This is a genomic window from Pantoea sp. X-Soil-MYKO-1785 (genome assembly GCF_059730675.1).
Window position 1 is genome coordinate 3,100,323 of sequence record NZ_AP036000.1, and the last position, 25,078, is coordinate 3,125,400.

Annotated in this window: 21 protein-coding genes; 4 read left to right on the forward strand and 17 right to left on the reverse strand. The window is 54.2% G+C overall.

Annotated features, from left to right (window positions below; all coding sequences use genetic code 11):
• Window positions 1-498, reverse strand: coding sequence for a helix-turn-helix transcriptional regulator (locus AC6I8D_RS14725; protein WP_497820393.1), 498 nt, complete (start codon window positions 496-498; stop codon window positions 1-3).
• Between the two features lie 20 nt (window positions 499-518).
• Complete coding sequence (locus AC6I8D_RS14730) at window positions 519-764, reverse strand: hypothetical protein (RefSeq protein ID WP_072051000.1); 246 nt, start codon at window positions 762-764, stop codon at window positions 519-521.
• 193 nt (window positions 765-957) lie between these two features.
• Here AC6I8D_RS14730 and AC6I8D_RS14735 point away from each other — a divergent pair, with 193 nt between their 5' ends.
• The gene (locus AC6I8D_RS14735; RefSeq protein ID WP_497820394.1) at window positions 958-1,137 is read left to right on the forward strand and encodes a GDFGVC terminal motif YodC-like protein; all 180 of its coding nucleotides are present in this window, start codon (window positions 958-960) and stop codon (window positions 1,135-1,137) included.
• 33 nt (window positions 1,138-1,170) lie between these two features.
• On the opposite strand, the gene AC6I8D_RS14740 is transcribed toward AC6I8D_RS14735, so the two are convergent.
• The 6 genes from AC6I8D_RS14740 to guaB form a co-directional block, all read right to left on the reverse strand.
• A complete protein-coding gene (locus AC6I8D_RS14740; RefSeq protein ID WP_497820395.1) occupies window positions 1,171-1,944 on the reverse strand; it encodes a DUF3750 domain-containing protein in 774 nt (257 codons plus the stop codon).
• Window positions 1,945-2,286: 342 nt separating this feature from the next.
• A complete protein-coding gene (locus AC6I8D_RS14745; RefSeq protein ID WP_497820396.1) occupies window positions 2,287-3,666 on the reverse strand; it encodes a carbohydrate porin in 1,380 nt (459 codons plus the stop codon).
• Between the two features lie 338 nt (window positions 3,667-4,004).
• Window positions 4,005-5,684, reverse strand: a complete 1,680-nt coding sequence (locus AC6I8D_RS14750; protein ID WP_497820397.1) for a glycoside hydrolase family 43 protein — start codon at window positions 5,682-5,684, stop codon at window positions 4,005-4,007.
• Window positions 5,685-5,746: 62 nt separating this feature from the next.
• Window positions 5,747-7,186: an MFS transporter gene (locus AC6I8D_RS14755; protein WP_497820689.1), complete on the reverse strand. Its 1,440-nt coding sequence runs from the start codon at window positions 7,184-7,186 to the stop codon at window positions 5,747-5,749.
• 807 nt (window positions 7,187-7,993) lie between these two features.
• Window positions 7,994-9,574: a glutamine-hydrolyzing GMP synthase gene (gene guaA / locus AC6I8D_RS14760; protein WP_069728709.1), complete on the reverse strand. Its 1,581-nt coding sequence runs from the start codon at window positions 9,572-9,574 to the stop codon at window positions 7,994-7,996.
• Between the two features lie 72 nt (window positions 9,575-9,646).
• A complete protein-coding gene (guaB, locus tag AC6I8D_RS14765) occupies window positions 9,647-11,113 on the reverse strand; it encodes an IMP dehydrogenase (protein ID WP_312055077.1) in 1,467 nt (488 codons plus the stop codon).
• A gap of 168 nt (window positions 11,114-11,281) precedes the next feature.
• Between guaB and xseA the strand changes: the two genes are divergently transcribed.
• The 3 genes from xseA to AC6I8D_RS14780 all read left to right on the forward strand — a co-directional run bounded on the left by xseA (window position 11,282) and on the right by AC6I8D_RS14780 (window position 14,123).
• A complete protein-coding gene (xseA, locus tag AC6I8D_RS14770; RefSeq protein WP_312055079.1) occupies window positions 11,282-12,655 on the forward strand; it encodes an exodeoxyribonuclease VII large subunit in 1,374 nt (457 codons plus the stop codon).
• 125 nt (window positions 12,656-12,780) lie between these two features.
• Window positions 12,781-13,794, forward strand: coding sequence for a M4 family metallopeptidase (locus AC6I8D_RS14775; RefSeq protein WP_497820398.1), 1,014 nt, complete (start codon window positions 12,781-12,783; stop codon window positions 13,792-13,794).
• Window positions 13,791-14,123, forward strand: a complete 333-nt coding sequence (locus AC6I8D_RS14780) for a protealysin inhibitor emfourin (RefSeq protein ID WP_312055082.1) — start codon at window positions 13,791-13,793, stop codon at window positions 14,121-14,123. Before AC6I8D_RS14775 ends, AC6I8D_RS14780 begins: the two co-directional genes overlap by 4 nt.
• A gap of 44 nt (window positions 14,124-14,167) precedes the next feature.
• Here the strand turns inward: AC6I8D_RS14780 and AC6I8D_RS14785 are convergent, their stop codons facing one another.
• The 9 genes from AC6I8D_RS14785 to pilW form a co-directional block, all read right to left on the reverse strand.
• Entirely contained in the window at window positions 14,168-16,609 is a 2,442-nt protein-coding gene (locus tag AC6I8D_RS14785) for a glucose/quinate/shikimate family membrane-bound PQQ-dependent dehydrogenase (RefSeq protein ID WP_312055083.1), read from the reverse strand.
• A 307-nt stretch (window positions 16,610-16,916) separates the two neighbouring features.
• Window positions 16,917-17,135 carry a zinc ribbon domain-containing protein gene (locus tag AC6I8D_RS14790; protein ID WP_497820399.1) on the reverse strand — a complete coding sequence of 73 codons (219 nt, stop codon included), beginning with the start codon at window positions 17,133-17,135 and terminating at the stop codon, window positions 16,917-16,919.
• 58 nt (window positions 17,136-17,193) lie between these two features.
• Complete coding sequence (gene der / locus AC6I8D_RS14795) at window positions 17,194-18,684, reverse strand: ribosome biogenesis GTPase Der (RefSeq protein WP_497820400.1); 1,491 nt, start codon at window positions 18,682-18,684, stop codon at window positions 17,194-17,196.
• A gap of 172 nt (window positions 18,685-18,856) precedes the next feature.
• On the reverse strand, window positions 18,857-20,038 hold the full coding sequence (gene bamB, locus AC6I8D_RS14800; RefSeq protein ID WP_031376481.1) for an outer membrane protein assembly factor BamB: 1,182 nt from the start codon (window positions 20,036-20,038) through the stop codon (window positions 18,857-18,859).
• Between the two features lie 19 nt (window positions 20,039-20,057).
• A complete protein-coding gene (locus tag AC6I8D_RS14805; protein WP_312759013.1) occupies window positions 20,058-20,675 on the reverse strand; it encodes a YfgM family protein in 618 nt (205 codons plus the stop codon).
• A gap of 39 nt (window positions 20,676-20,714) precedes the next feature.
• Window positions 20,715-21,989 (reverse strand): histidine--tRNA ligase, encoded by a 1,275-nt coding sequence (hisS, locus tag AC6I8D_RS14810; RefSeq protein WP_497820401.1) that lies wholly within the window; start codon window positions 21,987-21,989, stop codon window positions 20,715-20,717.
• Window positions 21,990-22,094: 105 nt separating this feature from the next.
• Entirely contained in the window at window positions 22,095-23,216 is a 1,122-nt protein-coding gene (ispG, locus tag AC6I8D_RS14815) for a flavodoxin-dependent (E)-4-hydroxy-3-methylbut-2-enyl-diphosphate synthase (RefSeq protein WP_312055092.1), read from the reverse strand.
• Between the two features lie 37 nt (window positions 23,217-23,253).
• Window positions 23,254-24,276: a cytoskeleton protein RodZ gene (gene rodZ / locus AC6I8D_RS14820; RefSeq protein WP_497820402.1), complete on the reverse strand. Its 1,023-nt coding sequence runs from the start codon at window positions 24,274-24,276 to the stop codon at window positions 23,254-23,256.
• Window positions 24,266-25,000 carry a type IV pilus biogenesis/stability protein PilW gene (gene pilW / locus AC6I8D_RS14825; protein WP_497820690.1) on the reverse strand — a complete coding sequence of 245 codons (735 nt, stop codon included), beginning with the start codon at window positions 24,998-25,000 and terminating at the stop codon, window positions 24,266-24,268. Before pilW ends, rodZ begins: the two co-directional genes overlap by 11 nt.
• Window positions 25,001-25,078 lie beyond the last annotated feature (78 nt).

Here is a 25,078-nt window from a genome sequence, read left to right on the forward strand (position 1 = left end):
TCAGGTGCGGCCCGGGTTGTGTTCTGTTGCTCGCTTGAGATTACGCTGGCGCGTCACCTGCGCCAGTTCACCGATGGCGGCTGGCAGCGCATAGGTACCGCGCTGGCTTAACCACTCCAGCACATCGTCCAGATGCCAGATGGCAGTTTTGCCGTCATGCACCGGCAACGGAAACGGCGGGCGGTGGCTGAGCATCAGTTTGCGCATATTCTGCCGCGACATTCCGGTTAATTCTGCCACATCCGTCAGCCCGACAAAATCGGGCGCGGCTTCCGCCAGTGTTGCGCCGGGTATGGCGCTGACGACCTCGGCTTCAGCGCGCATCAACGCCTCGCTGGCAGAAGAGGCTTCACGGCTAAACTCCAGGGCAATTCTGCCCGGTACGCCGAGCCCGACCAGCGCATCATCACAGCCCGCCAGTGCCAGATTCTCCAGCATCTCATCCTGCGTGGCGTGCTCCGCTGGCAGGCTAAATCGTAAAGTAAAACGGTATTCCATGAGCCGCTCCTTTTGCTGTGTCAGGCCGTAAGAAAGTGACAATGATCAACCACGCGGCGCAGGGCATTGGCATGGTTTTGCGCACTCTTCGGCGTACTCCAGATGCAGGTCAGACAAAATTCGCCGCACCGACAGGTCATCAGGTTTTTCGGGCAGTACATCTTGCCCCACGCATGATGGCCGCCCGGCACTACCCGCCATCCATGGGATTCGGCGTAACATAAAGCCGATTCAATCTCTTTACTGTGATGTCGCTTTCTGACCATTTGAGCCTCTAGCGTGACGTTAAATCGATGGGTTGTCAACTGACAACTTAATGAGATGTAGATTATGCGGCTCAGCATGGGCAGACTTTTTCTCGCGGTAAAACAGTCAGGGTATAAACTGAAAAACGGCACGCAAAAAATCAACAACAGTGGATTTACGCGACCAGAATGAACAACAAACTGTGGAGGCAACATGTTTAAAGTGGATGATTTTGTCCAGTCAAAGACCGGCGGTCCAAAAATGCAGGTGCTGCGAGTTGAAGGCGAGACTTTGTGGTGCGCACGCACAGACGATGCGACCAAAAAAGAGATTGAAGTGAAGGCTGATAGCGTGAATCTGTATCACGAAGAAGGTGACTTCGGCGTCTGCTGATAAAAACTGGCCCCGATGAACGGGGCCGGACTGTTACGGGTTATTCTGTTGAAGGTTGTCGTGGCCGAGGCCGCCGATAAACGGCAGACGTAACCGGAAAGGCGTGAAATCCAGCCCCATGTTTAACCCCAGCAGGTTCACTTCAAAGCCCTCTTCTGCGCCGACTGTCACGCCCGCCACGCCCAGTATTGACACCTGCAATCCGCGTCCCGATGGCGGTAACCCAATCGGACGCCACAGCGGTCGGTAATCTTTGCCGAGCGCATTAGCGGGCAGATCAAGCTTCAGTGCCGGTACCTCACGGCCAATGTGTGCCAGAAAGGTATTACTGTTGGGCCCCGGCCAGGCGTGATAGGTGGTCGGCCACGGGTAGGATTTAATTGCTGCTTCAATCTGCGGGATCATCGCTTCCGCCGCCGGACCGCGGTGTTCCACCAGCAGGCGCGGTTTCGCACCATACCAGTAACCGTCCGGGATATTGGTGTTGCGGCGGACTTTATCGCCGCTGCCCCAGCTAATCACCTCATAACGGTTATACCGGCTTTCGCCCGCACGCTTGAAAATGATCCACGGATGAACCGCAACTGCACCTTTCCAGCCATAGGTCGGCGCGGCATAGACCTGAACGATAGCGAGGTTGGCTATGGCGCGCGGATCGGGCGCCATACCGGCCGAATCACGGCGGGCCGACCACCAGCCCCCCTTTTCGCTGTTATCAGTGTGGCGTGTGGCCTGCGCGATGCTGGCACCCAGCGATAACAGTAAGACGGCAACAAAAAACAGGCTGAACACTTTAAGTGAAAGCATGACAACATTCCTGAAGACAAAAAATGGCAACGCCTGCTGAGCAGACGGATTCACAAGGGGCGGCTTTGGGATAGTGAGCGAAAGCGGCGGGTAAAGGCTGGCGACAAGTCTGGCGCGCGTCTCTCTACTGCAGAGCAGAATAGCGCAAATTTCGTCAAAGTGAACAATAAAACGCCAGCGGCGGCCGGGGATGCGCTGAAAGGTTAAAACTGCGGGCAGAATGACCTGTCCGGCCGGCAGCAACCCGTAAAAAGCCCGCTGTGCGGCGGGCTTAAGAACACTCAGGATTCAGTCGGTGGTATGTCGCTCCATTCCGGCAGGCAGGGGGGTTAATAAGCTCACTTAGAACCATGCCTCAAACATGCCGCCGACGTTCAGCGAATCCAGCTGCTCGTTGCTGGCACCATCGACTCTGGTGATATGCGTGTTGTCCACCTGACCGCCAGTCACATAGAAGCGCAACATCGGACGGAATTCAGGCCCCATGCCAATGGCGATGTTCTGCGATAACGTCAGCTTCCAGCCTTTGTTATCGCCGCCCCGATCGTAATCCACCCGCTGGTAGCCAGCTTCCAGCCAGGTTGAATGCACGTCGTTCCAGAAATACATCGGTCGTACAATGGCAGCATAGTTTTTACGGTTGTCGGTGTTGTCTTTGCCGTCATCGTAGTCATGGAAGGCCAGCAAATATTCGAGCTGCGCCTGCCGGGTAAACTTATGACTGCCCTCGAAGCTGGCATAGACCGTGGTCAGATCGTCCGTTTTGTTGTAGACGCTGTTATCTGCGTTATCGGAATAGCGCAAAATGACTTTATTCACTCCGCTGTCGTTGGTGTGGCTCAGCACCAGACCGCCCTGCCAGGCATCGAGCTGCTCATCGTTGTCTATCGCTTTCGAGTCAAAGCCGTAGTTAGCGTACACTTCGACGTCAATCGGTCCGGCCTTGATGCCGTGGGTTTTGGTGGTCAGCGCATAATGACCGTCATCACCGGTGTCGGAGCTACCGGTACAGGTAATACGTGAAGGGTTAGTCTCATCGGCCGACACTTCCGGGCTACAGGATTTCACCTGCGACACCGTTGCCACGTCAAACTGAATACCGCCAATATCAAAATTTTTCACCCCGGCCCCCTGGCCGTCATGGTTCATCCAGAAGTAGTCGTTGATCCCCTGTTGCGGACGTTGATGGAAATCACGGCCAGCCCAGATATAGGCATTCGGGTTCGATTCGAGGACGTTAGTGACGCCTACATAGGCCTTTTTCAGGTTCACTTCGTCGCTCCAGTGGTCAAACATGACGTTAAGATCCCAGATAGCCCCTCTGTCGCTTTTGAAGGCTTTGCTTAACTGGAATTCACCGCCGTTACTTTCGTTACCCAGACGGCCGATAGCCGAGGCGCCGTTATAGGATCCGTCGACGCCAACATATTTCTGATCGCCCGTCTGGAAGTGGGCGCCGTAACGGGCGTAACCGCTGAATTTAAGACCAAATGGAATTTCTAAATCCGGGGAGGCTGCAGTGGTTTGCGGGTTGGTAATAACGTCGACATTTTTATCGGCGGCAGCAGTGATTTTTGCCTGCCTCTCGGCCAGGGCTTTATCAACCGCTTTGGCGACGATGGCGTCAATCTGTTCCTGAGTGAATTCCTGTGCCAGAACGGAAACCGGGCACAGTGCGGTAATTATCGCCAATACTAAAGGGCGTGTTTTTAAAGTTTTCATGGCTATCTCAATTTAATTATATCTTCAGACAATAACCATCCTGTTTCGGTATTAACAGAAACAACTCTACCAAAACAAGTGGATTTTATTTTTTTATTTCGCAGAGGTAAAATTAAATAATTAGCGTAATAGGTGTCTCCGTAGTCAGAATGATCAAACAGGATGGTTGATAAAGGCAGATACTCTATTCCATTCGTTCACTCGCCAGCAAAGCGTTGATTGGTGAGTTCTGTGCGTACAGTCAATCAAGCTCTCAGGCTGGTGCGTTCTTCAGGTGCAACGCCCCCTTAGCATCAAGGCTGGCGTTGCACTTATTGTCTGAGTTCAGACTTTATTATTTAATTAAATCGTGACTCACTGGCTTCCCAGTTGTACCTGTTATTTTCAAGTAGGAAATCGCCAAGCTCCTGATAACTGAAATGATAAAATTCTGCGCTGGCTGCATAACCTGAATAATCAACCACAGCGAGGCCAACAAATGCGCCAGTAAAGAACCCACCATAACTTTGCAGTACATAATCATCTGAAAGAATAGCCGAATCTAATTTGACAGGGATTTCAGTGAAACTGACGCCATCAAAACTATATTCGTAGGTATAGGTTTCCTTCCGAACCCTGGTGCGAAACCAGACATACTGCGTATCCTCTGGGATCTTAATGGCATCATCTTTCAAATAGGATGTGTATTTACCACGGTTATTCTCACCAATTTCAATAACTGACCCATTAATTTCATTCCAGGTAATAAAAATAAAACTCCAATGGCGGTCGTTGTAATAATGTGTTAATCCCGCCATTTGCTGATAATTAAATGGCTCAAATTTGACTTTAACCTGCGCATCAAAATAAAAGGCTTGCCAGCGTCGGGCAATCAGCGATAGGTCATGAGTATTGGCTAACGATCCCTGGCCTGTTAAGGTTAACTTTCCATCGCCCGTCGATCCCATTTTTTCGCTGAACGGGACCCGGAGCGTATTCCAGTTGAGATCGAGTGTCGTTGTTATAAACTCATCGTACTGGCTATGATCTCCTGTGCTTTCGGTATAAATCGCATCGGTTGGACCTTCGACAAACGTCCGTCCACCGTGGCCTCCTGCAATGCGTGGCCAGCCATCTTTATCCCAATACACTTTCTGAATAGAGGTTTCTCTTCCCAGAGTAGACCAGCCACGCGGGTCGTAGGCGGACTCACCGGCACGATTCCACGGACGCGCGCAAAGTGAAGCATAATACCATTCCCCTTTCGGGGTGGAGACCAGCGAGCCATGCCCCTGCTTTTGGATATAGCTGTCTGGCGTATCAAAATTGGTTAAGAACACTTCACCGGGCTGTGTTTCAAAACTATTGGCATCTAATGTTTTTGAACGCGCCACAACTTCCTGGTGAGTGAAAACGGTTCCGCCCTGAGCGGCAAAAAGGTAATAATATCCGTTCAGTTTGTAGAGATGTGGACCCTCAACCAGGGCAACAGCAGTGCCGCGATAAATCGTTCGCGCAGTCTGGGGTTTTATTTTCAGCGTCTGTGTATCAAGCTCAGTTAACGTGATGCCATCAAAAGGATGATGATACTCCCGATGATCCCAGGTTTGTTGAACGATATATTTACGGCCATCATCATCATGGAAAAGTGAGGCGTCAAAGCCGACACCATTCAGTTTAATCGGATCTGTCCATGGACCACGAATATTAGTGGCTGTAGTCAGATAATTCGTCATGTCTTTAAAGGCGCCTTCTGTAACTTTCACATCGGTATAAACTAACCAGAACTTGCCATCCGCATAAGAAAGCGCTGGCGCCCAAATCCCGCCGGAGGAAGGATTTCCTTTCATATCTAAAAGCGCGGTTGTTGATAAGGGGGCTGGGAGAAGGTTCCAGTGTTCCAGGTCTTTTGACTCATGTAAACGAACACCCGGAAACCATTCAAATGTAGAGTTTGCAATATAGTAGGTGTCTTCTACCCGGATAATGCTCGGGTCAGCATTAAATCCAGGTAAGATAGGGTTTTGAATCAGAGACATATAATCACACCTTTTTAAGTTTAAGCTGTATATCTTTTGAATGTTATCGTGACTTATTCAACCTACACACGTACTTCATCAAGCTGACGATTGATGTCTGTGACATGTTTGTCTGAGATGGGATAAACCTGAATGATGATCATTGAAACGGCAGCTAACATTATGGGGACCCAAATCGCTGTAATAATTATTCCATCGATAGCATTTGCACTTTGCTGAGCCCCTTTTTCGTTAAAACCATAAGCTGCCAGTAACCAAAGTGGAATCGCGCCACCCAGGGTAAAACCGATTTTAAAAAACAGTCCCATAATGGCATTGATAATGGCGGCGTTTCGTTTTCCTGTTTTTAATTCGCCATATGCAACAACTTCAGGGACTAGCGCCCACATAAAGCCGGTCGCTGAACTTAATCCCCACTGCTTAATGAATGTTGAGATATAAGCCAGCCAAAGTGCATCATGCATTGCTTCGCGTGACCAGACGTACGTCAGTAGTTCACCGACAATAAACATGCCGAGGAACAGATGGAAGAAACCTTTTTTGCCAAAAATTTTCTTCAGTCTGGGCCAGAAAACAGGGAAGACAATACCGGGAATTGAGGCGACCAGGCCGATAGCACCCATCCACTCTGAGTGGCCAACAACATATTGGTTGAAAAAGCCATTTACGGTATTCATGAAAAACATGAAGGTAAAGGCCAGCATAAAAAACAGTCCGAGGATAACCAGCGGCCGATTATGTCTGAGTTCATGGAACAAATCTGTTGCTTTTACGTTGGCGGTTTGTTCTGCCGTCGCAACAACACGTTCTTTAGTAAATTTATAACAGATGAAAAGAGCCACTGCGCCGATCAGCATATAGATTGAGTAAACCCCAAACCACGCGTAGCTAGCTGAGGGATCGGTATAGTTGCCCATATTGAGTTCAAGGCCAAAGAAACCGGTATCTTTCAGGCTTCGATCTTTCGGCGAAGCCATTTGTACAAACATTGGGAATAGCGTATAGACCAGAAGATTGGCACTATTAGCCAGCATCATACGTGTGCTGGTCAGTTTATCAATAGATTCAGGATCTCTGGTTAGGGAAGCGTTAAGTGAACCATACGGAATATTCACTACGGAATAAACCAAATCCAGGGCTAAATAAACCACAAATGCAAAAGGGACAGAACCCTGGATAGCGGGAATGGGAGCAAAAAGTAGAGCAGAAAGAATAACCAGCGGAACCCCTGCTCTTAAAAGCCAGGGACGATATTTGCCGGCAAGTGAGCTTCTTTTATCAACGTAAGTCCCGACCATCGGGTCCCATAACACGTTAACAATAAGGACAAAAAGAAATATAAATCCGGCTGTGGCTGTACTGATTGTATTTACAGTCAACATGTGAAGCGCCAGAAAGCCACCTATGGTACCGAACACCAGGTTTTGCGCAAAGTCGCCCATTCCATAACCAATACGCTCTCCGCGGGTTAATTTATGATATTCATCATGCCGGCTTTGCATTATGTTATTGCTCATTCTGGTCCGATCTCCGGTTCTTTTGTATGGGTGGAACACTTTCTGACACAACTAACCCTGGAGAATCTATTACGTTTTTGAACTAATTAATTATGTTTTTTTATTAATGTGATCATCAAAACAAAAGTCATTTAGCGGTGCAGAAGGGTTGTCTGACCACGCATTGACGATATTTCAAGCAAATCAACTACCATACTAAATAGACAATTATTTAGCTTTACCTAATCTCTGTGATAAAGCAAAATCAATATCTAAGCGTAATTTTGCGGCATAGCTCACACTTGATAATTATCTCAATACAAGAGTGAAATAACGTAATTGAGCCACCAGCGATGAAAACAGAGGATAGGTAACAACCCTTTATTTAGCGCATTCTTAATTACGGAGTTCTTTATGCAAACTCAGGCGACGCCTACCCTTGTTTCTATGCCAAATGATAAGTCAGCGCCAAAAGCCGGTTTAACGTAGCGCGACTCATTAGTCGTATCGGAATCGTAGTGCGAAGGAAGGATATAATCCGTGCTACCGGCAAAGGTTTTTGTGAGCAATCACCCGGCTGGCTGAAAAGAAAAATTTAATAAGGTCATTACGGTCATTACGGTCATTACGGTCATTACGGTCATTACGGTCATTAACGTTAGAGCGTTGCTCCTGAATGTCATTGAAAAAACCGTGCTTCCCGTTGCTAACCGCTGCCAGAAAGTGCCAGACACAAAAACAAAAAAGCCCGCAGTTACGCGGGCTTAGAGGGGCTTTACTGCTTAACCGTGCCGGCTGTTGCCAGACGCGAAATCATTCCCACTCGATGGTCGCCGGTGGCTTGCCGCTGATGTCATACACCACGCGGGAGATGCCGTTGACTTCATTGATGATGCGGTTAGAGACGCGGCCGAGGAATTCATACGGCAGGTGCGCCCAGTGTGCAGTCATGAAGTCAATGGTTTCCACTGCACGCAGTGAAACCACCCAGTCATATTTGCGGCCATCGCCCATCACACCGACCGAACGTACCGGCAGGAAGACGGTGAAGGCCTGGCTGACCTTGTTGTAAAGATCGGCTTTGTGCAGTTCTTCAATGAAGATCGCATCGGCACGGCGCAGCAGGTCGCAATATTCTTTCTTCACTTCGCCCAGCACGCGCACGCCCAGACCTGGGCCCGGGAACGGATGGCGATAAAGCATATCGTACGGCAGGCCCAGCTCCAGACCGATCTTGCGCACTTCATCTTTGAACAGCTCTTTCAGCGGCTCAACCAGTCCCATCTTCATCTCTTTCGGCAGGCCACCGACGTTATGATGCGATTTGATGACGTGCGCTTTACCGGTGGCAGAGGCGGCTGATTCAATCACGTCCGGATAGATAGTGCCCTGTGCCAGCCACTTAACGTCCTGCAGTTTCAGCGCTTCTTCGTCAAAGACTTCCACAAAGACGCGACCGATGGTTTTACGCTTAGCTTCTGGTTCATCAATACCCGCCAGTGCATCCAGGAAGCGCATCTCAGCCGGCACATGGATGATGTTGAGACCAAAGTGGTCGCCAAACATATCCATCACCTGTTGCGCTTCGTTCAGGCGCAGCAGACCGTTATCCACGAATACGCAGGTCAGACGATCGCCGATGGCGCGGTGCAGCAGCATCGCGGTCACAGAGGAGTCAACGCCGCCGGACAGGCCAAGGATGACCTTGTCATTGCCGACCTGCTCACGCAGGCGCTCAACCGCATCTTCAATGATCTTAGCCGGCGTCCACAGTGCTTCACATTCACAGATATCGATAATGAAACGCTCAAGCATCCGCAGCCCCTGACGGGTATGGGTTACTTCCGGGTGGAACTGCACGCCGTAGAAACGCTTCTCTTCGTTGGCCATGATGGCGAACGGACAGGTTTCGGTGCTGGCAACGGTGACGAAGTCAGCCGGAATGGCGGTCACTTTGTCACCGTGGCTCATCCAGACATCCAGCAGCGGTTTACCGGCGGCGCTGATCGCGTCTTCAATACCGCGTACCAGCGCGCTTGGGGTGGTCACTTCAACCTGCGCATAACCGAACTCACGCTCGCTGGAACCGGAGACTTTACCGCCCAACTGCATCGCCATGGTCTGCATGCCGTAGCAGACGCCCAGCACCGGTACACCAGCGCTGAAGACATATTCAGGCGCACGCGGGCTGTTCAGCTCGGTGGTGCTTTCCGGACCGCCAGAGAGGATGATGCCGCTCGGATTGAACTGGCGAATCTGCTCTTCGGTCACGTCCCATGCCCAGAGTTCACAGTAGACACCCAGTTCGCGCACGCGACGTGCCACCAGCTGAGTATATTGAGAGCCGAAATCGAGAATCAGAATGCGATGCTTATGGATATTTTCCGTCGTCATTGAGGGGTTTCCAGAACGGTGACTTGATAAATAAAAGCGCCCGGCTGAAGCCGGGCGGGAAATCTTACGGGATTACGATCCCATGCGGTAGTTCGGTGACTCTTTGGTAATGGTCACATCGTGGACATGGCTTTCGTTGATGCCGGCACCGCTGATGCGGACAAATTCCGCTTTGGTGCGCAGGTCATCAATGGTTGGGCAGCCGGTCAGGCCCATACAGGAGCGCAGTCCGCCCATCTGCTGGTGTACGATCTCTTTCAGGCGGCCTTTATAGGCCACGCGGCCTTCGATGCCTTCCGGCACCAGTTTGTCGGCGGCGTTATCAGTCTGGAAGTAACGATCAGATGAGCCTTTCGACATCGCGCCCAGTGAACCCATGCCGCGATAAGATTTGAACGAACGGCCCTGATAGAGTTCGATTTCGCCCGGCGATTCTTCGGTTCCGGCCAGCATAGAACCGACCATCACGCAGGATGCACCCGCAGCAATTGCTTTAGCGATGTCGCCAGAGAAGCGGATACCGCCATCGGCGATGACCGGAATACCGGTGCCTTCCAGTGCAGCTACCGCATCAGAAACGGCGGTAATCTGCGGCACGCCGACGCCGGTGACGATACGGGTAGTACAGATGGAGCCCGGGCCGATACCGACTTTCACGGCGCTGACGCCCGCGTCTACCAGCGCCAGTGCGCCAGCACCGGTCGCCACGTTGCCGCCGACGATTTCAAGGTCAGGATATTTGGCGCGGGTTTCACGAATACGTGACAGCACGCCTTCGGAATGGCCGTGCGAGGAGTCAATCAGCAGCACGTCAACACCAGCCGCAACCAGCGCATCGATACGCTCTTCGTTACCGGCGCCGGCACCTACGGCGGCACCGACACGCAGACGGCCCTGCGCATCTTTACAGGCGTTAGGTTTACGTTCGGCTTTCTGGAAATCTTTTACGGTGATCATGCCCAGCAGATGGAAGCTGTCATCCACCACCAGCGCTTTTTCAACGCGCTTTTCGTGCATTTTGTGCAGCACTACGTCGCGCGCTTCACCCTCTTTCACCGTCACCAGACGATCTTTCGGGGTCATCACCGCAGATACCGGCTGTGAGAGGTCAGTAACAAAGCGAACGTCACGACCGGTAATGATACCGACCAGTTCGTTGTCGCGGTTTACTACCGGGTAACCGGCAAAACCGTTACGCTCGGTTAGCGCTTTCACGTCGGCCAGCGGTGTGGTTGGCAGCACGGTTTGTGGCTCAGTCACCACGCCGCTTTCATGTTTCTTCACCTTGCGCACTTCGTCCGCCTGGCGTTCAATTGACATGTTTTTGTGAATGAAGCCAAGACCACCTTCCTGCGCCAGCGCAATCGCCAGACCCGCTTCGGTCACGGTGTCCATTGCAGCGGAGAGCATCGGAATATTTAAACGGATGTTTTTGGTCAGCTGAGTGCTGAGATCGGCCGTATTCGGCAGGACGGTGGAGTGTGCAGGAACGAGCAAAACGTCGTCGAAAGTGAGTGCTTCTTTAGCGATTCTTAACATGGCAATACTCCACCTCGGGTGAATGAGAATAGATAAAATATTGCCGCGGCATTATACAGGCCGTAACCGATTGCCTCCAGCATTATTTCAGAAAAACGCTTGATCCGCGCTATCAGCCCTGTAGTATCGATGAATTAACCTACTGATTTGGAATTTGATCTTCGTCACATGTCGCTGCCACCCGTCGCCAATATTTTTACCGTCAGCCGTCTTAACACCACAGTGCGTCAGCTGCTGGAAAAGGAGATGGGCCTGGTCTGGCTGAGCGCCGAGATCTCCAACTTCACCCAACCCGCTTCCGGTCACTGGTACTTCACCCTGAAGGATGACGGTGCCCAGGTGCGCTGCGCCATGTTCCGCAACAGCAACCGTCGCGTCACCTTTCGTCCGCAGCATGGTCAGCAGGTGCTGGTTCGCGCCAACATCACGCTGTATGAGCCGCGCGGCGACTATCAGCTGATTATCGAAAGTATGCATCCGGCCGGTGAAGGACTGCTGCAGCAGCAGTTTGAACTGCTGAAAGCGCGGCTGGCGACCGAAGGCCTGTTCGAACCGCAGCATAAGCAACCGCTACCCGATCCGGCGCGCCAGGTGGGGGTGATCACCTCATCAACCGGCGCGGCGCTGCACGATGTGCTGCGGGTGCTGCATCGCCGCGATCCCTCCTTGCCGGTAGTGATCTATCCCACGCCGGTTCAGGGCGTTGATGCGCCTGCCGCAATCGTCCGGGCGATTGAGATCGCTAACCTGCGCAATGAGTGCGACGTATTGATTGTCGGCCGTGGCGGCGGCTCACTGGAAGATTTGTGGAGCTTTAACGACGAACGGGTCGCGCGGGCGATTTTTGCCAGCCGTATTCCGATAGTCAGCGCCGTCGGCCATGAAACTGACGTCACGATTGCCGATTTTGTGGCAGATTTGCGCGCGCCTACGCCCTCGGCCGCCGCCGAGATCGTCAGCCGTAATCAGCTTGAGCTGCTGCGTCAGCTGCAGTCGCAGCAACAGCGGCTGGAGATGGCGATGGACTACTATCTGGCGCGCCAGCAGCGGCTCTACAGCCGGCTGGAGCACCGTCTGCAACAGCAGCATCCTCAGTTACGACTCGCCCGCCAGCAGACCGCCCTGTTCCGCCTGCAGCAGCGACTGACTGACGCGATGGAAACCGGCTTGCGCCACGCCAGCCGGCAGCAGGATCGCCTGACGCACCGGCTGACGGCACAGCAGCCGCAGCAGCGTCTGTTTGAAGCGCAGAAGCAGCTGCAAAGCTGGCACTATCGTCTGCAGCAGAGTATGCAGAAACAGCTAAGTGCCAATAAGCAGCAGTTCGGCCAGCGGGTGGCGCAGCTGGAAGGCGTCAGTCCGTTAGCGACCCTGGCGCGCGGCTTCAGCGTCACCACCGATACCGCAGGTCAGGTAGTGAAAAAAACCCAGCAGCTGCAGAATGGCGATCTGCTGCGCACCCGTCTGGATGATGGCTGGGTTGAGAGCCAGGTGACCCAGCTGTTGCCGGAGAAAAAGCGTCGCCGCAAAGCCGCTTCCTGATCGCCCTGCTGGTTTCAGACCGGCAGCTCACCGGGTATGGTGTTGCCGGTTAAGGCATCGACGAGGTGTATCTTTACTGACCGGTCTATACTTTTTGGCACATCCCTGTTGCCAAGGAGTTTCATATGGCCTTTAGCGTTATTCCTCCCTATATCCTCCGCAAAATTATCGCGCACGGCTCCGGCCACCAGCAGGAACAGGCGCGACGCACCCTGACTCATGTACAGCATCTGATGGCTGAACACTGGCAAAAGCCGACCGTGGCGAAAACGGCAGCGGGCGGCCATGTGGATCGCGAAATTTATGATGCGCAAAATCAGCAAACCCTGCCCGGTAAGCTGATTCGTCAGGAAGGCCAGCCGGAAACCGGCGATGTCGCCGCTGGCGAAGCCTGGGATTATCTCGGCACCACCTATGACTTTTTCTGGCAGGCCTATCAGCGCAACTCGCTGGATAACCAGGGACTGAAACTGCTCGGGACGGTCCACTACGGCGATAAATACCAGAACGCCTTCTGGAACGGTCAGCAGATGGTATTCGGTGATGGTGACGGCGAGATTTTTAATCGTTTTACCATTGCGATCGACGTGGTGGCGCACGAACTGACGCACGGCGTGACCGAGAATGAAGCCGGTCTGATCTACTTTGAGCAGGCGGGTGCGCTGAACGAGTCACTCTCCGATGTGTTTGGCTCGCTGGTCAAACAGTTCAGTAAAAAACAGAGTGCCGATCAGGCTGACTGGATCATCGGTGAAGGTCTGCTGGCCAGCGGTATCAATGGCAAAGGGCTGCGGTCGATGTCTGCCCCCGGCACCGCCTATGACGACCCGATGCTGGGCAAAGATCCGCAGCCGGCGCACATGGATAATTACGTTCAGACCCGCGAAGATAACGGCGGCGTGCACCTCAACTCCGGTATTCCTAACCGCGCCTTCTATCTGGCGGCGAAAGCGCTGGGCGGCTATGCGTGGGAACTGGCGGGTCACGCCTGGTATGACACCCTGTGCGATGACGAACTGCCGCAGGATGCCGATTTTAAAACCTTTGCCCGCGTTACCGTTCAGCATGGCGAAAAACGCTTTAACCGCTCCGTTGCCAGCGCGATTGAGCAGGCGTGGAAAGAGGTCGGTGTGCTATGAGTGATCTGCCCGAACTCACCGATGACGCCATCATCATCGTGGCGCGTGAAGGAGGCCTCGCTTTTATGCCGGGCCTGCGTGCTGAACGCCGTTTTTCGCTGGGTGAACTGCCGCCGCCGGAAAAGCAGCGGGTCTGTCGTGCGCTTGAGCAGGCGATGCCGCTGGGCGAACCGGAAGAGAAAGCACCTGAGGTGGGACGTGGCGATCAACGCTATTTTCGCATTCAGATTCAGTATGCGACCCACCGCGAGGTCGGCACCATTGTGCTGTTGATTCCGGAACAGGTGGCGCCGCCAGAATTGCAGGCGCTGTGGCGTGATGGTGAATAAGCAAAAAAAAGGGCCGACAATGTCGGCCCTTTTCACTGGTGAACTTACTTGCTGTCTGGCAGCGCGTAAGCAATAACGTAATCACCGCGGTCTGGTGACTGACGCGCACCACCAGCGGAGATGAGGATGTACTGTTTGCCGGTTTTCGGCGAAACGTAGCTCATCGGGCCGCCCTGGCTGCCAACCGGCAGACGTGCTTTCCATACTTCTTTACCGGTTGAAGCATCAAAGGCGCGCAGGTAGTAATCCTGAGTACCGGCGATGAACACCAGGCCACCCTGGGTTGCCAGCGTACCGCCCAGCGTTGGCATACCAACCGGCATTTTCATGCGCATTTTGATGCCGAAAGGTCCGGTATCCTGCACGGTTCCGACCGGCACCTGCCAGACGATTTTCTGAGTTTTCATGTCAATCGCCGACAGCGTACCAAACGGTGGCTTCTGGCAAGGAATGCCCAGCGGCGACATAAAGCGGTTTTTGTTTACCGCATACGGTGTGCCTTTCAGCGGCACCGCGCCCATACCGGTATTGATCGCTTCACCGCCGTTGCTGCCACGTGAAATCTTATTGGTGTCAGCCGGGATCATCTGTACCCACAGGCCAAGACGCATGTCATTGACGAACAGCAGATGATTGTTCGGATCGGTCGACATGCTGCCCCAGTTCATCCCGCCCAGCGAACCCGGGAAGCTCAGCGACTTATCGGTGTCCGGTACGGTGAACAGGCCATTATAACGCATCGATTTGAAGCCAATACGGCAGGCCAGCTGATCAAACGGCGTAGCACCCCACATGTCAGACTCTTTCAGCGTCTGGTTGCCAATCTGCGGCATACCGGTCGAATGAGGCTGGGTTTTGGTGTACTGCTCGTTCGGGATATGTCCCTGCGGCATCGGCAGCTCTTCGACTTTGGTCAGTGGCTTGCCGGTCATGCGATCGAGCACGAAGATCATGCCGGTTTTACCGCCAATCACCACCGCTGGTTTAGTGGTGCCATCCTTCAGCGGGAAATCGATCAGGCTTGGCTGCATCGGCAGGTCGAAGTCCCACAGATCGTTATGTACGGTCTGATAAACCCACTTCTCTTTACCGGTGGTGGCATCCAGTGCCAGCACGGATGCGCCATATTTGTGATCCAGTTCGGTACGGTTCGCACCCCACAGATCGACAGATGAGCTGCCCATCGGGATAAACACGGTGTTCATCGCCGGATCGTAGGACATCGGTGCCCACGAGTTCGGTGTACTGCGGGCGTACTCTTTGCCCGGCATTAACACCGCATTCGGATCGACATTACCCGGGTCAAACGCCCAGCGCATCTGACCGGTGACGACGTCAAAACCACGCAATACACCACCCGGCATATCGGTCTGGACGTTGTCAGCAACCCGGCCGCCCACTACCACGGTGGTGCCTGCCAGCGTCGGGGCCGACGTCAGCTGATACTGCGGATCGGGCGCCTGGCCGAGACCGGCTTTCAGGTCAACGATACCGTGATTACCAAAGCTCTCACAGAACTCACCGTTGTCAGCGTTGATGGCAATCAGACGTGCATCGATGGTGTTCATCAGGATGCGGCGCTGACAGCTGTCACCGGCTGGCAGCGTGACGGCCGGAACCGGCGTCGAGCCTGGCTGAGTGGGCTGCTGCAGCGGTTTAGTGGCATCGAAATAAGCCAGACCACGGCAGCGCGGCCAGACTTCCGCCTGGGCATTGATTTCGCGTTTCCAGATCTGCTTACCGCTGTCTGCTTCGACCGCAATAACATTGTTGTGCGGGGTGCAGAGATAGAGGGTATTGCCGACCTGTAATGGGGTTTGCTGATCTTCCGCGCCGTTGCCGGTTGGGCTGTCCGGGATATCGCCGGTCCGGAAGGTCCAGGCGACCTGCAGATCTTTCACGTTATCACGAGTGATTTGATCCAGCGCCACAAAGCGGCTGCCCTGCGGGGTGTTGCCATAGTTATCCCAGTCTTTCTGCTGTTTCGCTTTATCCACCGGAATCAGCGGCAGCTCTTCGCCGGAAAACGCAACGGTAGGATGAGGCTGAAACATCTGTACGAAAGTCACTACCATGCCGACTGCCAGCAGCGCAGAAAGCCCATAAGCGGGCTTAGCCAGCGAGCTTTTGCCTTCACGCTTACGCAGCGCAGGCCAGAGCAGGAAGGCGACGATCATCAGGCCGGTAGGCACCATCAGGCGCGAAACCAGCGGCCAGAACTCGATGCCAGCATCAAACAGCGACCAGATCAGGGTGCCGACAAACATCAGCAGGAACAGTACCACCGCCGATGATTTGCGACGGAAGAACTGAATTGCTGATAAAACGGTAACGATACCGGCAATCAGGAAGTACCAACTGCCGCCGAGGGCAACCAGTTTGCCGCCGCCTATCGCGAAGAACAGGCCGGTAGCCAGTAGCACCAGCCCGAGCAGCACGGATACTATTCCCAGCCCCTTAGCGGAGCGGGACGATGTTTCAGCCATAACACTAACTCTCCTGAATAAACAGAGCGTCCACGCCGGTTGCCGCCTGAACTGCGCAACCTTGTCAAAGGGACATGCGGAGTGCCGCACTGTTTCAAATCAAATATAAACAGACCCGCGTCCATGGAGAGATCCGGACCGGAAAAGACCTGGTGTGGCTGGCCCATCCCCACGACGCGGCAGGATTGTACCACCTGGTACATTACAGAGTGAACATCTATAACCCGGTTGTTACGCTGCAATAGCATTTTTGCTACAAACAATTGTAGTGAATGCCGGGGGCATCCGCCGGATTGCTGCCGCGTAGTTAGCGCTGTGGCTGAAATTCGACCCGCTTTTTCGAGATCAGGCCGTGTCCATGGTGACAAAAGTAGTTCACTGCGCCACAGGCAGAAAGCCGTTCCAGCGGCTGATGGCAATCCGGGCAGCACGCCTGCGCCGGCGTGTGTGCGCCACAACCGCGACAGATAAATTCGCCGTCGCTGAGCTGCAGCGGCTGCTGACAGTTTTCACAGATGATGGTCATGATTAGCCTCTTGCTCACTATCAGGACAAAAAAAGAGGGCCTTCCGGCCCTCTTTCGCTTAACGCTTATTTTTCTTCATATGCGCCATCAGACGCTTACGCTTACGCTGCTGGGTTGGCGTCAGCAGGTTGCGCTTACCTTCGTACGGGTTCTCACCCTCTTTGAACTGGATACGAATCGGCGTTCCCATGACGTTCAGTGATTTACGGAAGTAGTTCATCAGGTAGCGTTTGTATGAGTCCGGCAGGTCTTTAACCTGGTTACCGTGGATCACCACGATCGGCGGGTTATAGCCTCCGGCATGCGCATACTTCAGCTTAACGCGACGACCGCGAACCAATGGTGGCTGATGATCTTCGGCCGCCATGTTCATGATACGGGTCAGCATTGAGGTGTTCACACGTTTGGTTGAACAGTCATAGGCTTCGGTGACCGATTCAAACAGGTTGCCGACACCACTGCCGTGCAGCGCAGAGATAAAGTGGATGCGGGCGAAATCGATAAAGCCCAGACGGTAGTCCAGCGTCTCTTTCACTTCATCACGGATTTCCTGCGACAGGCCATCCCACTTGTTGACCACAATAACCAGCGAGCGGCCGCTGTTGAGGATGAAGCCCAGCAGTGAAAGATCCTGATCGGAAATACCGGCACGCGCATCGATCACCAGCATCACGACGTTGGCATCTTCAATCGCCTGCAGCGTTTTGATCACCGAGAATCTCTCTACGGTGTCAGAAATTTTGGCACGCTTGCGCACACCTGCGGTGTCGATCAGCACATACTCGCGTCCATCACGTTCCATCGGAATATAGATGCTGTCGCGGGTGGTGCCCGGCATGTCGTAGACCACCACGCGATCTTCGCCGAGAATACGGTTAGTAAGCGTTGACTTACCTACGTTAGGACGACCGACAATCGCCAGCTTGATTGGCAAACCGGTCGGGTCGAAGTTTTCTTCTTCCTCTGCGGCTTCCTGCTCAGCAGTCTGTTCGGCGTCAAGCGCATTCCAGTAAGCCTGGTTCTCTTCTTCTTCAGTGAGTTCGACCGGCTCAACCTTGTCGATCCACGGCAGCAGGGCCGTTTCGATCAGGCTGGTAACACCACGACCATGCGACGCCGCAATGGCATGGATCTCGCCGAGGCCCAGGGAATAGAAATCCACTACTGCCTGATCGGGATCGAGTCCGTCGGTTTTATTCGCCACCAGGAAAGTGGCTTTCTGACGTGAGCGCAGGTGTTTCGCGATTTGCTGATCGGCGGCCATCATTCCGGCGCGTGCATCGACCATAAACAGCACCACATCCGCTTCTTCAATCGCCAGTAGTGACTGCTCGGCCATCCGCGTTTCAACACCCTCTTCGGTGCCGTCGATACCACCGGTATCGATAACAATAAATTCGCGCCCTTCCACTTCGGCGCGACCATATTTGCGATCGCGAGTCAGTCCAGGAAAATCCGCTACCAGCGCATCACGAGTGCGGGTTAAACGGTTAAATAGCGTAGATTTTCCCACATTGGGACGCCCAACCAGCGCGACCACAGGTACCATAACAATGCCTCAATAAATAATTAATCGCCCGAATGGCGTGATTATAACGGCTCTGGCCGTTAAGTTCAGGCTGAAGGCGCAAAGAATACCATGCCTGACTAAAAACGAAACGGCCCCTGATTAAATCAGGAGCCGTCAGAACGGAGGATTTCACCTGCCAGACGTTTACCCGTTAGCGGGTAATCGCATAAACCTCGCCATCTTTCGACTGGATCAGCAGCTTATCGCTGGCGACCACCGGTTCGGTCTGGAAGCCGGAGCTGTCCAGTTTCTGCTGCGCGACGAAGCGACCATCGGTGGTGTTAAGCCAGTGCAGGTAGCCTTCGCTATCGCCGACCACCAGGTAGCCGTTGTAGAGCACCGGTGAAGTCAGATTACGGTGCAGCAGATCGCTCTGGCGCCAGATTGCCACGCCACCATCGGCATTAAGCGCAATCACCCGATCATCCTGATCGACCAGATAGATGCGGCCGGCATCAACAATCAGATCTTTTACGCCGCCGATTTCGCGTTTCCACAAAATCTGGCCGGAACGCAGATCCAGCGCCGTCAAATCGCCGTTATAGGCCAGTGCGTAAACCACACCGTTGACGATAACCGGCGTAGTATCGACGTCATTCAGACGATCGATCTCGGTCGCGCCGCTGACCTGAGAAATACGTTGCTGCCAGATCAGTTGTCCCTGATTCAGGATAACCGCACTGACGCGGCCATTGTCGCCACCGACGATGGCTCCGCCAAACGCGACCGCTGGCGCAGATTCGCCACGCAGTGACAACGCGGGCATATCCAGGTTGACGCTCCACTTGATAGCGCCGCTGCTCTGATCCAGCCCCTGCAACATACCGTTGCTGGTGTGTACCAGTACCAGGCCGTCGCTGACCACCGGACGAGAGAGTGCTTCACCCGCCACTTTGGTCTGCCACGCCAGGCTGCCATCGCTGCTGTTCAGCGCATAAATCTGACCGCGCTCGCTGCCGACATAGAGACGATCGCCGTCCGCTGTCAGGCCGCCTGACAACAGCGCTGAGCGATTTTTCGAGAAGAAGCCGGTTTTCTCAGAGAGATCGACCTTCCATTTTTCTTTACCGTCGGCGGCGTCCAGCGCTTTTACGATACCGAAACGATCGGCCGCAAATACGGTGGTGTCCTGCCAGGCGGGATGCAGGTTGGAGTAAAAATCACCGACGCCATCTCCCACCGAGGTGCTCCACACTTCCTGTGGCGTGAACTGATTTTCCACCTGGGGCAGCGGGGCCATTTTTACTACATCTTCTTCGCCGCTAAACAGCGAACAACCGCTGAGCAAAGTGACTGAAATCAGCCCCGGCAGCAGGTATTTACGTAATTCCATGCGCTCTCTCTTGACTGGCTTAGCTTAAGTTATTCATCTTCATCTGCATCATTTGCTTCAATGCCGGAGAGGCGTCAGATTCAACCCCTTTGCTCCATGCATCGCGCGCGCCCTGCTTGTCGCCTTTGCTCAGCAGCGCTTCACCACGGATATCGGCCACAATGGCTGTCCAGCCATCACCCTTCACAGCGTCAAGGGTTTTAAGCGCCGCATCAGCATGATTCTGTTGCAGTTGAATGCGTGCCAGACGCAGGTTAATCACCGCCTGCAGGTTGGCATCTTTGGTATCTTTCAGGCCGTTTTGCAGCAGCGTCGCGGCTTTGTCCAGCTGGTTGGTGTCAACATACTGTTTTGCCAGATCCATCGCCGCCAGCGCACCGTAGGTGTTGCTGTTTTCATTGGCAAAGGTGTTCACCGCTTCCAGCGTTTCTGGCTTGCCCGCCTGCATGGCGCTGGTGAGCTGTTGATACTGCGCCGATACTGATTTCGCCGTATCTTCCTGATGACTGGCCCAGTAACGCCAGCCGCCAAGCGCAGCAATGCCGATGACTACGCCAACCGCTAACGCTTTGCCGTTATTGGCAAAAAAGCGGCGCAGCGCATCGGTCTGCTCGTTCTCATTGCTATACACTTCCACGCAATCCCTCTCCTTTCTATGGTTGGTGCTGCGCCACGCTTACTGCAACAGCGTACGCAAAACAGCAACAGCCTCTGCCTGAGCCAGCGTTTGCTGCTCGCCACGGCGTAGATCTTTAATCACCACCTGTCCGGCCTTCACTTCATCCTCGCCTAATACCAGCGCGACGCGAGCGCCCCACTTGTCAGCGCGGGCAAATTGCTTTTTGAAGTTGCCGCCGCCGAAGTTGGTCATCAACCGCAGTTCTGGCGCTTCATCACGCAGTTTCTCTGCCAGTTGCATGGCAGCAGACTGCACGCCCTGACCCGAAGCGATTACATAGACATCCACATTGCTCGTCGGTTCAAAATCGGGATTCACCGCCTGAACCAGCAGCACCAGACGCTCCATGCCCATAGCAAAACCTACGGCTGGGGTTGCGCGCCCGCCGAGCTGTTCAACCAGCCCATCATAGCGTCCGCCGCCGCACACCGTGCCCTGTGAACCGAGGCTGTCGGTCACCCACTCAATCACCGTGCGATTATAGTAATCAAGCCCGCGCACCAGGCGCTGGTTGATGGTGTAGGCGATACCGGCGTCATCCAGCAGCGCGCACAGGCCGTTGAAATGCTCGCGTGATTCGTCATCAAGATAGTCGCCGAGCTGCGGCGCATCGTTCAGCAGCTGCTGAATCTCAGGATTTTTACTGTCCAGCACCCGCATCGGGTTACTGTACATGCGGCGTTTGCAATCCTCATCCAGCACCTCTTTATGCTGCTCAAGGAAAGCCACCAGCGCATCGCGGTAGCGAGCGCGGGCTTCAAGGGAGCCAATGGAGTTCAGTTCAAGGCGAACGTGATCGGCGATGCCCAACGCTTTCCACCAGCGCGCGTTCAGCATGATCAATTCAGCATCGATGTCCGGGCCCTGCAGGCCAAACACTTCGACGCCCATCTGGTAAAACTGACGGTAGCGGCCCTTCTGCGGGCGCTCATAGCGGAACATCGGGCCCATGTACCACAGACGCTGTTCCTGGTTGTAGAGTAAACCGTGCTCGATACCGGCGCGTACACAGCCTGCCGTCCCTTCCGGACGCAGCGTCAGGCTTTCTCCGTTGCGGTCCTCAAAGGTGTACATCTCTTTTTCAACCACATCGGTAACTTCACCGATGGCACGTTTAAACAGCGGGGTCTGCTCCACCAGCGGTAAGCGAATTTCGCTGTAACCGTAGCTCGCCAGCGTCTGCTTGAGAATGCCTTCAATCCGTTGCCAGATGGCGGTATCCGCAGGCAGGTAATCGTTCATCCCGCGAATCGCCTGAATATTCTTCGCCACGTTAGAATCTCTTAATGCAAAAAAACCTGTCCGGCATCATACCTTATAAGGGTGAAACCGCACAGGTTCAGTCAAAAAAGTCACGCACGCAGGCCGCGCGCGCCATTATTTTTCCAGATGCTGCACATCAATACGGCGCGTGGCATCAAGCATCGACGCTTTGGCACGAATACGCGCTTCCAGCTGATCGATCATATCGTCGTTGTCGAGACGATCGCGCTGACGCACGCCATCTTCGTAGAAGCCACTTTTCTTGTTGCCGCCGGTGACGCCCAGCGTAGAGATGGTCGCTTCACCCGGTCCGTTAACCACACAGCCAATAATCGAGACATCCATCGGCGTGATGATATCTTCCAGACGCTGTTCCAGCGCGTTAACGGTGCCGATAACGTCAAATTCCTGCCGTGAACAGGTTGGACAGGCGATGAAGTTAATACCACGCGAACGAATGCGCAGTGACTTCAGGATATCAAAACCGACCTTCACTTCTTCGATCGGATCGGCCGCCAGCGAGATACGCAGCGTGTCGCCAATCCCTTCGGACAGCAGTAAACCGAGCCCGATAGCAGATTTTACCGCACCGGCTCGCGCCCCGCCCGCTTCGGTAATACCGAGGTGCAGCGGCTGCTCAATCTGCTTCGCCAGCAGACGATACGATTCGACCGCGAGGAAGACGTCCGACGCTTTTACGCTGACTTTGAACTGATCAAAGTTAAGGCGATCAAGGTGATCGACATGGCGCATCGCCGACTCAAGCAGTGCCTGCGGCGTCGGCTCGCCATATTTTTCCTGCAGATCTTTTTCCAGCGAACCGGCGTTTACGCCAATCCGAATCGGAATGTTGTTATCGCGCGCGCAGTCGACCACCATGCGGATACGCTCGTTATTACCGATGTTGCCGGGATTAATTCGCAGGCAATCAACGCCATATTCGGCCACTTTCAACGCGATGCGGTAGTCAAAATGGATATCGGCCACCAGTGGGACGTTCACCTGTTGCTTAATCAGTCTGAATGCCTCAGCGGCATCCATCGTCGGCACCGAGATGCGGACGATATCGACACCGACGCGCTCAAGGGCTTTGATCTGATTTACCGTCGCCGCCACGTCAGTGGTGCGGGTGTTGGTCATCGACTGAACAGCGATTGGCGCGCCGTCACCGACTGGCACCTTGCCGACGTAAATGCGTTTGGATTTACGACGGATAATGGGTGCTTCGTTATGCATATTTCTTCTCCACAATTGCCCGGTACGCGATACGCTGTTATTGCGCACCCAACGTCAGGCGAGCAACCTGGTTATTACGGATAAAACGACTTAAATCAACGGGCTGATTCTGATATTGCACCTGAACCGCAGAAGGAGCGCCAATTTTCAGACGATACGGAGCGGTTCCTGCGAGACTGAGTTTACCACCGCTGCGCTGCAAGCCGCTGAACAGTTTTTTACCGGTTGCATCGCTGACTTCCAGCCAGCAGTCGGCATTGAAGGTCATTACCACCGCGTTAGGATCGCCAGCCGGTTCACTGACCGCTGCTGCGCCGACCGGCATCTGCGGGGCGGTGCTGGCGGTGTTCGTGGTGGCTGCTGGCGCGGCTGCGCCGGTGTCTACCGGTGCCTGGCTGGGTGACACCACTGCATTGCTGGTCGTGTCTGACTGAGCAGCAGGCGCGGCAGTACTGGCACTGGCGGCCGGGGCCGAAGTGGCTGGCGTGCTGGTGCCGGCAGCGCTGTTATCTGCTGCTGGCGCGGTGTTGCTTTCATCTGGCGCAGCCGGAACGGTGCTGTCACCGCTCGACTCCCCCAGCGGAATAGACTGACCGTCACCGCTACTGCCATTCTGATCGGTCACCGACACCAGATCGTCCTGAGAAGCTTTGTGATTCTGCCACCACCAGGCGCCCGTCAGACCCACCACAACAAACAGCACCAGCCAGGTAAAAATCATCAACCAGCCGTCACGCTTTTTGCGGCGCTTACCCAGCGAGAAACTTTGCATCGGTTCAATTTTTGCAGCACGAACCGGCGTCTGTTTCGCCATCATTGGCAGCAGTTCCTCTTCAGGAATATGCACCAGTCGCGCGTAGGAGCGAATGTAGCCGCGCAGGAAGGTAGAGGCCAAATCAGCAGGCGATTTGTCTTCTTCAATGTCACGCACGGTAGAAAGTTTCAGACACAGGCGTTCAGCGACGTTCTGCTGCGTCAGTCCCAGCTGCTCACGGGCCAGACGCAGGCGTTCACCTGTTGAATGTACTGCAGAATTCTCTTGAGTGGCTTCAGTATTCATTAGCTAAATAACGCTGGTACTGTATCGATTGCGGAAAACGTCGCGCTAACCGGTCGCCATAACGTGAAACGTCAACGGCATTTTCCTGTAGCGCGGCGAAACGTAAGTATAACGCCAGACTGCGTGCCGTTTCGGGCCGCTGATGCTGGTAAATATCGAGCAAAATCTGCGCGTTAGCCAGTTGATTATCGGCCATCAGCTTTTCAGCTTCAGCCAGTACCGCCCCGGCTTTGCGATCGTCCGTCTCAATGGCCTGCCGCAATACACGGCGTGTGGCAGCAAAATCGCCTGCCTGCAGATAACAAAATCCCGCCAGTTCAAGCGCATCGATACGGGCGTCAATCTGCTGCGCATCGCCTGCCCGACTAAACTGTTGATGCGCTTCGCCATACTGCCTTAAAGCGCAAAGAAACGCACCGTAATTGTTAGCAACAAAACCATTCAACGGCGCCTGCTGCTGCGCCAGTTGGTAATGGGCACGCGCTGCCGCACGATTACCCTGCTGCTGCGCCAATCGGGCCAGCGCCAGCGAGACCCGATAATCATCCGGTGCCGCCGCCTGCGCCCGCAGGAAATTGCGTTCTGCCGCCGCCTCATCGCCGCCCGCCAGATAATGCATCCCTAACTGTAGACGCAGTTCCGCCGCGCCGGGCGATTGAGTGTAGCTGACACACCCGCTTACAACAAACAGGGCCAGTAAAATCCCCGGTAATCCCTTAGCCATCATCGTTTCCATCCGGTTGGCGTTAGCAGCGTACAGCCTGCCACGCGTCACACCTTCAGGAAACGTTAACCGTCAGTC